The following is a 12,807-nucleotide window of genomic DNA, read 5'->3' as shown; positions in this document are numbered from 1 at the left end:
GGTTCAGCGTCCGGCGAGCAAGCGCGCTTCGCAGGCTTCCAGAGCGCTCAGCGGACCGCTGACCAGCACCGCATCACCGGCATGCAGGCAGGTGCCAGAGTCGAGGCTCAGTTCCTGGCCCTGGCGCTGGACCGCCTGCAGTTCAACGCCCAGTTGCTCCAGACCCAGTTCGTTCACCGGGCGGCCGCAGGCGTAGGCCTCGGCGCCAAGGTTGACCGCATGCATCATCGCCTTGGGCAGTCCCTCGCTGTCGACCGGGCTGGTCTGGGCGCCATGGTAGAAGGCATGCAGCAGGCGATAGCGGCTCTTGCGCACTTCGTCGACGCGCTGCTGCACCTGCTCTTGCGGCAGGCCGAGCATGACCAGGGCGTGGGAGGCCAGCATCAGGCTTGACTCCAGCAACTCAGGGACCACTGCCGTGGCACCTGCGGCACGCAGTTCGTCGCGCTGGCTGTCGTCGCGGGTGCGCACCAGGATCTGTACCTGGGCGTGGCGTTCGCGCGCCGCTTGCAGAACGCTCAGGGCGATGTCGGTCTTGTCCACGGCAATCACCAGTAGCCGCGCCCGTTCAAGGCCGATGGCAGTGAGTAGCTCGCCCCGGCGTGAGTCACCGTAGTGCACGCAGCTTTCTCCCGCAGCGGCTTCCTGAACCCGCACCGGGTCGTCATCCAGGGCAATGAACGGAATGTTTTCCCGGCGCAGGAAACGTCCGATCGACTGCCCCACCCGGCCGTAGCCGCAGATCAGTACGTGGCCATGCATCGAGGCGCTTTGTGCTTCGATCTCCTCCAGATGAACCTCCTGGTTGGGCTTGCGGTGCAGGCGTGCGGCGATGGCCGGGGCCGCACGTAGCATCAAAGGTGTGACCAGCATCGAGCAGAAGGTGGCGGCCAGCAGCAAATGCCCCAGCTCTTCAGGCAGCAGTTGGGTCTGTTGCATCTGGGCCATCAGGGCGAAACAGAATTCGCCGCCCTGGGCCAGGGCCAGGCCGCTGCGCCAGGCGGTTTCGGCGTCGCTGCCACGCACCCGTACCAGGGCGGCGACCACGCAGCCTTTGACCAGCAGCAGCGCCAGGGTCAGGCCGAGGATCTCCAGGCCATGGCTGGCAAACAGCTGCAGGTCGATGAGCATGCCGATACTGACGAAAAACAGCCCCAGCAAAATGTCCCGGAACGGACGGATATCGGCTTCGATCTGATGGCGGTAATTGCTTTCGCCCAGCAGCATGCCGGCGAGGAAGGCGCCCAGCGCCGGGGACAGGCCCAGCAGGTGGGTCAGCCAGGCAGTCAACAAGACGATGACCAAGGCCAGCAGCACGAACAGCTCCGCCGAATGCGAGCTGGCCACTTCATGGAACAGGCGCGGCAGCAACCAGCGGCTGGCCAGCAGCAGGCCGACGAACAGGATCACGGTCTTGCCCAGGGTCAGCGGCAGGGCCCAGTACCAGGCCTGGCCGCTTTGCCCGGCAAACACCGGTACCAGGGTCAGCAACAGTACCGCCACCACGTCCTGGAACAGCAGCACGCCAATGGCATTCTGGCCGTGGCTGCTGAAAATCTCGCCAAGGCTGGTCAGCTCCTTGCTGACGATTGCCGTGGATGATAGCGCCAGACCCGCACCAAGCAGCAGGGCAGCGTTGGCGGGCATGCCGAGCAAGCTCAGGAGCCCGGCGAGGAGCAGGCTTGTGCAGATGACCTGCAGGCTGCCCAGCCCGAACACTACCTTGCGCAGGGCGAGCATCTTCGACAGGGAAAATTCAAGGCCCAGGGAAAACAGCAGAAAGACCACACCCATTTCCGCCAGGTCTGGCAGTTCCTCGCTTTCATTGACCCAGTCCAGGGCGGTTGGCCCTACGAACAGGCCAACGCACAGGTAGCCCAGTACCGGTGGCAATTTCAGTCGCCGGAAAAAGGCGATAACGACCAGCGATGAGGCGAGGATGATCAACAGGTTGGCAAACACAAAACACTCCCTTGCGAAAACAGCGAAAAAACCATTAAGTCTGAACGACTTGCACTATTTAGCCGTTGATGTGCATCAGTACTTGAGTGCTGTTTGCAGGCTTGTGCGGCGCGCTCGACTGGCTCCGAATGCAGACCTAGAATAATGATCCGTTCCTACAGATGCTGGTACCCATAAATGCTTCCTGAATGCCAATTGTTCGGCACCCTGGGTTGTCACCTGTGTGAAGTGGCCGAGGCACTGCTGATGCCCTTTGTTGAGCATGGCCTGCTGGTCGAGCTGGTCGATATCGCCGAGCACGAGGGGATGGTCGATGCCTATGGCTTACTCATCCCGGTGTTGCGTCGTTGCGATACTGCGGCCGAGCTGCACTGGCCGTTTGACGCCGAACAGGTGGTCACCTTTCTGAGGTAACGCTTTTGCGCGCAAGGAGCAACTTCCTGTCGTGCATGGATTAAGCAGTGCAAGGACAATACGGCTGAATCCAAACGCCAAGGAATGGTCCCATGCTGCTTTCCCCGCATTTTACCCTTGCCGAGATGACGGTCTCGGAAACCGCCGCCCGCCGCGGTATCGACAATACTCCCAGTGAACAGATCATCAGCAACCTGCAACGGCTCAGTGCCGGGCTCGAAGACATTCGCCGCCTGGTCGGTCGGCCGATCCTGGTCAGCAGTGGCTACCGCTCGCAAGCGCTGAACAAGGCGGTGGGTGGCTCGACCAGCAGTGTTCATACCCAGGGCCTGGCGGCGGACATCATTGCGGTCGGGCTGTCACCTCGCGAGTTGGCCAGGCAGGTGGTCGACAGTGGGCTGATGTTCGATCAACTGATTCTGGAATTCGACCAATGGGTGCATTTTGGCCTGAGTGCCGAGACACCGCGTCGTCAGGTGCTGACCATTCGCCGTGGCAGTGGCTATCTGTCGGGCCTGATCTGACAGTGACGGTCTGATTGACGCAGGTGACATCTCTGAATATGCTGTATATAAATACAGTATAGGGAATGACGCTTGCGTCGAGGGTCCGGATCAATGGTCAATGTCGAACAACTGAAATACTCCGTCAATCGCATGGCTGTCGAGGCCGTGAGTGAAGCGGTGCTCGAGTTGCGCCTTGACGGCCTGGTGCTCGAAGGCAAGACGCCGTTCAACAAAGTGCACTTCAATACCTGTTTCGCCGAGATCGAAGCCTTGTTCCAGCGCGCCGGTTACCACCGGGCGCTGGATGTGGTTGGGTATCAAGGGTTGTTGTACGCCCTCTATGATCCCGGCCGCTGGGAAGCAGTCGAGGTGCTGCGTTGGCTTAAGGAGTTCATCGAGGCTGCCGCTGCCGCTGCCGAAGCTGGCTGAGCGAGCGGGCATGGGCGATAATGGCCGGTCAATCTGTCTCGAGTGTTTCCATGGTCACGCCCCCCTTCGATCCGGCTCAGCATCAAGCCAGTACTGTTTGCCTGCCGCCCGGTAACTGGGTGACAGTGCTCGATTGCTTGAGCGAGCACTTCAAGGCTATTGGCCGTGAGCAGTGGCTTGATCGCATTGCCCGTGGGCGGGTGCTGGATGCCCGGGGCCTGCCGATCAGTGCTGAACTGGCGTATCGCCCGGGCCTGCGCATCCATTATTTTCGCGAAGTGCCGAACGAGAAGCCGATTCCGGTCGAAGAAGCCATCCTGCACATCGATGAGCACCTGGTGGTGGCAGACAAGCCGCATTTCCTGCCGGTCACCCCGACTGGCGAGTATGTCGAGCAGACCTTGCTGCGCCGTCTGATTCGCCGTCTCGACAACCCCAACCTGGTGCCCTTGCACCGTATCGATCGGCACACCGCCGGGCTGGTGCTGTTTTCGGCCAACCCGCAGAGCCGCTCGGCCTACCAATCGCTGTTCCCCAACCGGCAGATCGACAAGCGCTACCAGGCCATTGCGCGTGCTTTACCTGAGCTTGAGTTTCCGCTGGTACACAAGAGCCGACTGGCCAATGGCGAGCCGTTCTTTCGCATGCAGGAAGTGCAGGGCGCAAGCAACAGCGAGACCCTGGCCCAGGTGCTGGAGAAAAACGGTGAGCTGTGGCGCTACGGGCTGTCGCCGGTGACCGGCAAGACCCACCAGTTGCGCGTGCACATGACGGCCCTGGGGGCGAGTATCTGCAATGATCCGTTCTATCCGCAGATCATTCAGGGGCCTGATGACTACAGCAAGCCATTGAAGTTGCTGGCCCAGAGCCTGCGTTTCAATGATCCGTTGAGCGGTGAAGAGCGCTATTTCGAAAGCCGGCTGACGCTCGACTGGTAAGGCGGGGCAACCGCGCACCGCCAGAGGCGATGCGCGGTCGGGCTTAGCGGTTGAAGCGTTCCACCAGCGAGTACTGGCTGGTGGCAGTGCGGGTCAGTTCTTCGCTGAGCTGCGCCGAGTGCTGGGCCTGTTCCGAGCTCTGGTCAGCCAGTTCGGCGATGGTGCTGATGTTGCGGCTGATTTCATCGGCAACGGCCGTCTGCTCTTCGGTGGCGGCGGCAATCTGCGTAGCCATATCGGTGATATTGGCCACTGCTTCACTGATGCCCACCAGCGCCTGGTCCGCTTCCAGTACCCGTGCCACGCCTTCCTCGGCCTGGCGGTGGCCGGTTTCCATGGTTTGTACGGCGCTGTTGGCGGTCTGTTGCAGCTTGGCGATCAGGCCGTGGATCTGCCCGGTGGACTCGGCAGTGCGTTGCGCCAACTGGCGCACCTCGTCAGCCACCACGGCAAAACCGCGGCCCATTTCGCCGGCCCGGGCTGCTTCAATGGCGGCGTTCAAGGCCAGCAGGTTGGTCTGATCAGCAATGCCCTTGATCACATCGACCACGCCGCCAATCTCGTCGCTGTCGCGGGCCAGTTGGGTCACGGTCAGCCCGGTTTCGCCCACGGCGGCCGATAGGCGCTGGATCGCCTCGCGGGTTTCCCCGGCGATGTCGCGACCGCGCCCGGTCAGGCGATTGGCTTCTTGGGTGGCATCGGCTGTGCGCTGCACATGGTTGGCCACTTCCTGGGTGGTGGCGGCCATCTGGTTGACGGCGGCGGCGACCTGCTCGGTTTCCACCCGCTGGCGCTCAAGGCCCGAGGAGCTGTTGTGGGCCAGGGTGTCGGACTGGCGCGCCTGTTCGTTGAGGTGCTCGGCGGTGTCCTGCAGGCGGGTCAGGCAGGTTTTCATCCGGGCATCCTGGCTGAGCATGGCCATTTCCAGGCGCGCCTGCACGCCACGGCTGTCGGTATACATCTGCGCGATCAGCGGATCGGAAGTGGTTTGTTCGGCCAGGCGCAGCAGGCGCTTGAGGCCGCGTTGCTGCCAGCTCAGGCCGAGCAGGCCGAGCGGTACCGACAGGGCGGCGGCCAGGGCGAAGCCCCAAGAGTGGCCCAGCCAGTTGCCAATCAAAAAGCCGATCTGGCTGACCAGAATGAATGGCAGCCAGTCCTGCACCACGGGCAGCCACTTGTCGCGACGCGGGATTGCCGGCTTGCCCTGGTTGATGCGCTGGTACAGCGCTTCGGCGCGGCGGACCTGCTCGGCGGTCGGTTTGACCCGTACCGATTCAAAGCCCACCACCTGGTTGTTTTCGAACACCGGCGTGACATAGGCGTTGACCCAGTAATGGTCGCCCGACTTGCAGCGGTTCTTGACAATGCCCATCCATGGCAAGCCTTGCTTGAGCGTCGACCACATGTGCGCAAATACAGCCGCCGGCACATCCGGGTGGCGGACCAGGTTATGCGGCGCGCGCATCAGCTCCTCGCGGGAGAAGCCACTGATCTCGATGAAAGCGTCGTTGCAGTAAGTGATAACACCCTTGGCATCAGTGGTCGAAATCAACCGTTGCTGAGCTGGGAAAGTCCGTTCGCGTTGGGTAATCGGCTGGTTGTTACGCATTAGCTGTTCAATCCGCAAGGCTTTCCAGAGTTATCGGCACGCCGGGGCTTTTGTTGAATGAATATTTGCAGGGCTTGATTTCGATCAAGGAGTCCTGCCCCGACCTGCGCTACGTCACTGGCGCAAAGTTCGTCAAAATCGCTGCATTTTTTCATATTTTTGACACAAAAGTCAGCTAGTGACCGCAGGTTCACAACGGTGCCAGGGCCGGATAGCTGAAACCGGCAAAGTGCGCGAGATTCAGGCCGAAATGGCACAGTACCGCGGCGAAAAGGCCGCCGTAACGATAAGCCAGGCCATAACCGACACCGGCCAGGCCGGCCAGCAGCACCCACTGCCAGCCGCCGCCCAAGTGAGCCAGGCCAAACAATGCTGCGGCCAGCACTAGCGCCAGGTTCTGGTTTCTCAATAGACGTTGCAGGCCGCCCTGGATGTAGCCGCGAAACAGCAGTTCTTCCGTCAGGCAGACCAGCAGCAGGTTGTTCATCGCCCAGATCCAGCCTTGCTCCGGCCACTTCGGCGCCCAGGCGACCATCCCCAGCAGCCAGGCACCGCCCAGGCACACGGCGATCACCAACGGCAGGGTCAGGGCCAGGCTTGCGAACGGGCGCTTGTTGTTCAGCGCCAGCACCCACGGGCAGGCCAGCAATAGCCAGAAGCCGATCAGGGGCTTGTCCAGGTTCAGGTACATGGAAAAGGGCAGGGCCTCGCTGCTCAAGCGCACCTTGTCGATGACTTTGGCGCCCATGAAGCCCGGCAGCATGTGCAGTGCCAGGGCGATGGCCAGCAGCACGAACAGGGCATGGCCAACCAGCCTTTGCCAGAGGCTGGCACGGCGCACCAGCAGGCCGGCGCAGAGCAGGGCAATCAGGCTGGGCAGTGCCAACAGGCCGAGGTTGCCTTTGAGCAAGGCGAAGATGTAACCGAGGCCGAGCAGCGCCAGGCCGATCCATTGCGGGGCAAGCATGAGACATCCTTTGAAAAGCAAAACGTGAACCCTTCGACTGCGCTGCTGCGCTCGAGGACACGCCTGTCGGCCATCCTTTGGCCATTATGCTTATCGTACGTTGTCTGCGGCGTGAGGCAAAGGCCCGGTCACAGGGGACCGGGCCGTTTCTTCAGGCTGCGATCAATTGCCGCAGGACATAGTGGAGGATGCCCCCCGCCTTGAAGTACTCGACTTCATTGAGGGTGTCGATGCGGCACAGCACCTGGATCTGTTCCTGGCGGCCATCCTCGCGGCTGATGTTCAGTGTCAGGGTCATGTGTGGCTGCATCTGGGCATGGCTCAGACCGAGGATGTCGATACGTTCGCTGCCGTCCAGGGCCAGGCTCTTGCGGTTCTGCCCAGGCAGGAACTGCAGGGGCAGTACCCCCATGCCCACCAGGTTGGAGCGGTGGATACGTTCGAAGCTCTCGGCCAGTACCGCCTTGACTCCCAGCAGGTTGGTGCCCTTGGCCGCCCAGTCGCGGCTGGAGCCGGTGCCGTACTCCTGGCCGGCAATCACTATCAGTGGCGTGCCGTCGGCCTGGTAGCGCATGGCTGCGTCGTAAATCGCCAGCTTCTCGCCCGTGGGCACGTACAGGGTGTTGCCGCCTTCTTCGCCACCGAGCATCTCGTTGCGGATGCGGATATTGGCGAAGGTGCCGCGCATCATCACTTCATGGTTACCCCGGCGTGAGCCGTAGGAGTTGAAGTCGCGCGGTTTCACGCCCTTGTCGCGCAGGTAGCGTCCGGCCGGGCTGTCGGCCTTGATGTTGCCGGCCGGGGAGATATGGTCAGTGGTCACCGAATCCCCCAGCAGCGCCAGGACTCGGACGCCGCGAATATCCTCGATTACCGGCAACGGCCCGGTAATGTCGTCGAAGAACGGTGGGTGCTGGATGTAGGTGGAGTCGTCCTGCCAGACATAAGTGGCCGCCTTTGGTACTTCGATGGCTTGCCATTGGGCGTCACCGGTGAACACCTCGGCGTATTCCTTGTGGAACATCGCAGTGTCGACGCTGGCCACAGCCTCGGCGATTTCCTGTTGGCTTGGCCAAATGTCGCGCAGGTACACCGGCTGGCCATCCTTGCCGACGCCCAGCGGTTCGCGGCTGATATCGATACGCACGCTACCGGCCAGGGCGTAGGCGACGACCAGGGGCGGGGAAGCCAGCCAGTTGGTTTTCACCAGTGGGTGTACGCGGCCTTCGAAGTTGCGGTTGCCCGACAGCACCGAGGCAACGGTAAGGTCGGCACTGGTGATGGCCTTTTCGATGGCGTCATCCAGCGGGCCGGAGTTGCCGATGCAGGTGGTGCAGCCATAGCCGACCAAGTCAAAGCCCAGGGTATCCAGGTAAGGGGTCAGGCCGGCGGCCTTGTAGTAGTCGGTCACCACTTTGGAGCCCGGTGCCAGCGAGCTCTTGACCCAGGGTTTGCGCTGCAGGCCTTTTTCTACCGCTTTTTTCGCTACCAGGCCGGCCGCCATCATCACGCTGGGGTTGGAGGTGTTGGTGCAGGAGGTGATCGCGGCGATGACCACGGCGCCGTTTTTGAGCACATGGTGCTGGCCCTGGTGCTCATAGCTGACTTCGCCGGCCTGGTCGGCATTGCCCACCGCCACGCCGCCACCGCCTTCGCTTTCCAGGCGGCCCTCTTCTTTGCTCGAAGGCTTGAGCTGCAGGCCGATGAAGTCATCGAAGGCCTGGCTGACATTGCCTAGGGCGACGCGGTCCTGCGGGCGCTTGGGGCCGGCCAGGCTGGCTTCGACTTCGCGCATGTCCAGGGCCAGGGCGTCGGTGAACACCGGCTCCTGGCCGGGCAGGCGCCACAGGCCCTGGGCCTTGCTGTAGGCCTCGACCAGTTTCACCGTGGCTTGCGGTCGGCCGGACAGGCGCAGGTAATCTAGGGTGATCTGATCGACCGGGAAAAAGCCGCAGGTAGCGCCGTATTCCGGGGCCATGTTGGCAATGGTGGCGCGGTCGGCCAGGGGCAGGTCGGCCAGGCCATCGCCATAGAACTCGACGAATTTGCCGACCACGCCTTTTTTACGCAGCATCTGCGTCACAGTCAGCACCAGGTCGGTGGCGGTGATGCCTTCACGCAACTTGCCGGTCAGCTTGAAGCCGATCACTTCCGGGATAAGCATTGACACCGGCTGGCCGAGCATTGCCGCCTCGGCTTCGATGCCGCCCACGCCCCAGCCGAGTACGCCCAGGCCGTTGATCATGGTGGTGTGCGAGTCGGTGCCGACCAGGGTGTCGGGGAAAGCGTAGGTGCGCCCGTCCTCTTCACGGGTCCAGACCGTGCGGCCCAGGTATTCAAGGTTGACCTGGTGGCAGATCCCGGTGCCCGGCGGCACCACGCTGAAATTGTCAAAGGCGTTCTGGCCCCAGCGCAGGAAGGCATAACGTTCGCCATTGCGCTGCATTTCGATGTCAACGTTCTGGGTAAAGGCCTGCTGGCTTGCGTAGCGGTCGACCATTACCGAGTGGTCGATGACCAGGTCCACTGGCGACAATGGGTTGATTCGCTGTGGGTCACCGCCAGCCTTGGCCATGGCTGCACGCATGGCGGCGAGGTCGACCACCGCCGGTACCCCGGTGAAGTCCTGCATCAGTACCCGCGCCGGGCGGTACTGGATCTCGCGGTCGGAGCGCCGCTCCTTGAGCCAGTGGGCCAGGGCCGAGAGGTCGTCGCTGGTGACAGTCTTGCCGTCTTCCCAGCGCAGCAGGTTTTCCAGCAGCACTTTGAGCGACATCGGCAGGTGCTGCAGGTCGCCAAGGGAATTCGCGGCGTCGGGCAGGCTGTAATAGTGGTAGAGACGGTCGTCGACCGTCAGGGTCTTGAGGGTTTTCAGGCTATCGAGCGAGGGCATTACCAACTCCTTCTGTGCCGGTGAACGGCAATCTTCCCTGCTGTCGCCGGTTCACCGCCTCTGTAACGGTCCGCACGGCACGGACCTGGCTGAACGGTCAGGTTAGCCCTGTTTGGCGCGCCTGACCAAGTTCTGGACCGGCAGGAAGTGTCGCAGGTTCCGAACTTCCTTTATCATTTGCCGATTTACCGGCGCTGTGCACTGCGCCCGGTCAGGGTTGGCGTGATTGGGCGCCGGCCGTCCTGGAGTGAAGATGAATACCCTGTTTATGCATTGCCGGCCTGGTTTCGAAAGTGAAGTCTGTGCTGAAATCGCCGAGCACGCCGCACGCCTGAGTGTCGCCGGCTACGCCAAGGCCAAGCCGCTGAGCGCCTGCGCCGAATTCATCTGCAACGACGCCGAGGGTGCCGAGCAGATGATGCGCGAGCTGCGTTTTGCCCAGCTGATTTTCCCCCGGCAATGGGCCCGTGGCGCGTTCATCGAACTGCCGGAAACCGACCGCATCAGTGTGCTGCTTGAGGCCCTGGCCGAATATCCACAGTGCGGCAGCCTGTGGCTGGAGGTGATGGACACCAACGATGGCAAGGAACTCTCGACCTTCTGCCGCAAGTTTGAAGTACCGCTGCGCAAAGCCTTGAGCAAGGCCGGGCGGCTGGTCGAGGATGCACACAAGCCACGTTTGCTGTTGACCTTTGTCAGTGGCCGGCGGGTGTTTGTCGGCCTGGCGGCGGCAGACAACTCGGCGATGTGGCCGATGGGCATCCCGCGCCTGAAGTTCCCCCGCGAGGCGCCGAGCCGCTCGACCCTGAAGCTGGAAGAGGCCTGGCACCACTTCATCCCCCGTGAGCAGTGGGATGCGCGGCTGTCTGACGACATGACAGGGGTTGACCTCGGCGCGGCGCCAGGTGGCTGGACCTATCAACTGGTCAAGCGCGGCATGCTGGTGACCGCCATCGACAACGGCCCCATGGCTGAAAGCCTGATGGACACCGGCCTGGTCCAGCACCTGATGGCCGACGGCTTTACCTACAAGCCCAAGCAGACCGTGGACTGGATGGTCTGCGACATCGTCGAGAAGCCGGCGCGCAGCGCCGCCTTGCTGGAAACCTGGCTGGGCGAGGGCTTGTGCCGCGAGGCGGTGGTCAACCTCAAGCTGCCGATGAAGCAGCGCTATGCCGAAGTGCGGCGCTTGCTCGAGCGCATCGAGGAGGGTTTCAAGGCGCGCAAGGTCAAGGTCTCGATTGGCTGCAAACAGCTGTATCACGACCGCGAAGAAGTGACCTGCCACCTGCGACGCCTGGACCTGAAACCGCGGTGAGGCTATCGCTGGCAAGCCAGCTCCCACAGGGGGCGGTGAGGCCAGCGAAGATGACCCTGCACCCTGCGTGAGCGACAATAGCCGATTGTTTCCGGAGTTCTACATGACTGACTTCACCCCAGATGCCGTCCTCGACGCCACCGGCCTCAACTGCCCGGAGCCGGTGATGATGTTGCACCAGCACATTCGCGACCTGGCCCCCGGTGGCCTGCTCAAGGTGATCGCCACCGATCCCTCGACCCGTCGCGATATCCCCAAGTTCTGCGTATTCCTCGACCATGAACTGGTCCAGCAGCAGGAAGAAGCAGGCACTTACCTGTACTGGATCCGCAAGAAACTCGACTAACGCTTTTCGGCGCGGCGAATGTGCTTGGCGCTGCTGCGCGCCAGGCGAATCGCCAGCATCAGCGCCGCGCACGTGAGGCCGGCAATCAGGCCTTCCCACAGGCCATTCGGGCCGCTGGCCGGACCGAACAGATCGGTCAGCCCCAGCAGGTAGCCCACCGGCAAGCCGATGCCCCAATAGGCGAACAGGGTCAGGATCATGGTCACCCGGGTGTCCTGGTAACCGCGCAGGGCACCGGCGGCGATCACCTGGATGGCGTCGGAGAACTGATACAGCGCGGCGTAGACGATCAGCATCGCGGCAATCTGGATGACCGCCGTGTCGGGGGTGTAGATCGAGGCGATCGGCTCGCGCATGAGCAGGATCAAACTGGCCGAGAAGCACGCAAACACCAGCGCTGCGCCCAGCCCGACCAAGGCAGCAAAGCGCGCCTGGCGAGGCATCCCGGCGCCGACGGCCTGGCCGACGCGTACGGTCACCGCCATCCCCAGCGAATATGGAATCATGAACAGCAGCGAGCTGATGTTCAGGGCAATCTGGTGCCCGGCCACCACGGTCGGGCCGAGGCTGCCGATCAGCAGGGCTATCACCGCGAAGATGCTCGACTCGGCGAACACCGCGATACCAATTGGCAAACCGACGCCGACCAGGCGCTTGATCACCGGCCATTGCGGGCGCTCGAAACGCACCAGCACCCGGCTCTGGGCGTAGGCCGGGGCCCAGCGGGTCCAGGCGGCCATGCCCAGGGCCATGAACCACATGACGATGCCACTGGCCCAGCCGCAACCGACGCCACCCAGGGCCGGCAGGCCAAAGTGGCCGTAGATCAGCACGTAGTTCAACGGAATGTTAAGCAACAGGCCGGACAAGCCGATGACCATGCTTGGCCGGGTGCGGCCCAGGGCGTCGCTGTAGCAGCGCAATACGTAGTAAAGGGCGACACCGGGGAAGCCGAAGGCGATGCCCTGCAAATAACCCATGCTCGGCGCCACCAATTGCGGGTCGACCTTCATCACTTCAAGGATCGGTTCGGCGCTGAGCAGCAGGCCACTGCCAATCAGGCCGACGCTTGCAGCCAGCCACAAAGCCTGGCGCACCAGTGGGCCGATCTCGGCATGCTGGTCGGCGCCAAAGCGCTGGGCGACCTTGGGCGTGGTCGCCAGCAGGGTGCCGGTCATCAGCAAGTACACCGGGATCCAGATCGAGTTGCCCAGAGCCACCGCGGCCAGGTCGCGCGGGCTGACCCGGCCGGCCATCACCGCATCGACAAAGCCCATGGCGGTGGTCGCCAACTGGGCAATGATGATCGGCGTTGCCAGCATCAGCAGGCCGCGCAGCTCGGTGCGGATCCGCGTCGAGCGCGACAGGGCAGGGGTGGGGGTATCGGCGGTCATCGGTGTCACAAGGCAGGCGTCCACAGTAAAG

The 12,807-nt window shown here is 62.8% G+C and carries 11 protein-coding genes; 6 read left to right on the top strand and 5 right to left on the bottom strand.

Annotated features, from left to right (window positions below; all coding sequences use genetic code 11):
* Positions 1 to 3: 3 nt before the first annotated feature.
* Entirely contained in the window at positions 4 to 1,962 is a 1,959-nt protein-coding gene (locus tag M5G17_RS20110; protein WP_273894661.1) for a monovalent cation:proton antiporter family protein, read from the bottom strand.
* A 177-nt stretch (positions 1,963 to 2,139) separates the two neighbouring features.
* Here M5G17_RS20110 and M5G17_RS20105 point away from each other — a divergent pair, with 177 nt between their 5' ends.
* The 4 genes from M5G17_RS20105 to M5G17_RS20090 all read left to right on the top strand — a co-directional run bounded on the left by M5G17_RS20105 (position 2,140) and on the right by M5G17_RS20090 (position 4,249).
* Positions 2,140 to 2,376 (top strand): glutaredoxin family protein, encoded by a 237-nt coding sequence (locus tag M5G17_RS20105; RefSeq protein ID WP_273894660.1) that lies wholly within the window; start codon positions 2,140 to 2,142, stop codon positions 2,374 to 2,376.
* 92 nt (positions 2,377 to 2,468) lie between these two features.
* Complete coding sequence (locus tag M5G17_RS20100; RefSeq protein ID WP_273894659.1) at positions 2,469 to 2,900, top strand: D-Ala-D-Ala carboxypeptidase family metallohydrolase; 432 nt, start codon at positions 2,469 to 2,471, stop codon at positions 2,898 to 2,900.
* 93 nt (positions 2,901 to 2,993) lie between these two features.
* Entirely contained in the window at positions 2,994 to 3,311 is a 318-nt protein-coding gene (locus M5G17_RS20095; RefSeq protein ID WP_273894658.1) for a transcriptional regulator, read from the top strand.
* Between the two features lie 50 nt (positions 3,312 to 3,361).
* Complete coding sequence (locus M5G17_RS20090) at positions 3,362 to 4,249, top strand: pseudouridine synthase (protein ID WP_273894657.1); 888 nt, start codon at positions 3,362 to 3,364, stop codon at positions 4,247 to 4,249.
* Between the two features lie 43 nt (positions 4,250 to 4,292).
* Here M5G17_RS20090 and M5G17_RS20085 read toward each other — a convergent pair whose 3' ends face one another.
* The 3 genes from M5G17_RS20085 to acnA form a co-directional block, all read right to left on the bottom strand.
* Complete coding sequence (locus M5G17_RS20085) at positions 4,293 to 5,858, bottom strand: methyl-accepting chemotaxis protein (RefSeq protein ID WP_273894656.1); 1,566 nt, start codon at positions 5,856 to 5,858, stop codon at positions 4,293 to 4,295.
* Positions 5,859 to 6,048: 190 nt separating this feature from the next.
* Positions 6,049 to 6,825, bottom strand: a complete 777-nt coding sequence (locus tag M5G17_RS20080) for a CPBP family intramembrane glutamic endopeptidase (RefSeq protein WP_273894655.1) — start codon at positions 6,823 to 6,825, stop codon at positions 6,049 to 6,051.
* 151 nt (positions 6,826 to 6,976) lie between these two features.
* Complete coding sequence (acnA, locus tag M5G17_RS20075) at positions 6,977 to 9,718, bottom strand: aconitate hydratase AcnA (RefSeq protein ID WP_273894654.1); 2,742 nt, start codon at positions 9,716 to 9,718, stop codon at positions 6,977 to 6,979.
* Positions 9,719 to 9,971: 253 nt separating this feature from the next.
* Between acnA and rlmM the strand changes: the two genes are divergently transcribed.
* A complete protein-coding gene (gene rlmM / locus M5G17_RS20070; protein ID WP_273894653.1) occupies positions 9,972 to 11,036 on the top strand; it encodes a 23S rRNA (cytidine(2498)-2'-O)-methyltransferase RlmM in 1,065 nt (354 codons plus the stop codon).
* A gap of 103 nt (positions 11,037 to 11,139) precedes the next feature.
* Positions 11,140 to 11,382, top strand: coding sequence for a sulfurtransferase TusA (gene tusA / locus M5G17_RS20065; RefSeq protein WP_273894652.1), 243 nt, complete (start codon positions 11,140 to 11,142; stop codon positions 11,380 to 11,382).
* Here tusA and M5G17_RS20060 read toward each other — a convergent pair.
* Positions 11,379 to 12,776 (bottom strand): MATE family efflux transporter, encoded by a 1,398-nt coding sequence (locus tag M5G17_RS20060; RefSeq protein ID WP_273894651.1) that lies wholly within the window; start codon positions 12,774 to 12,776, stop codon positions 11,379 to 11,381. The two genes, tusA and M5G17_RS20060, sit on opposite strands and share 4 nt — an antisense overlap.
* Positions 12,777 to 12,807 lie beyond the last annotated feature (31 nt).

Origin of the sequence: Pseudomonas rubra, from assembly GCF_028656935.1 — a bacterium.
GTDB classification, from domain to species: domain Bacteria; phylum Pseudomonadota; class Gammaproteobacteria; order Pseudomonadales; family Pseudomonadaceae; genus Aquipseudomonas; species Aquipseudomonas rubra.
The sequence above is the reverse complement of the archived record's forward strand: the minus strand, read 5'-3'. Positions and strand labels throughout refer to the sequence as shown.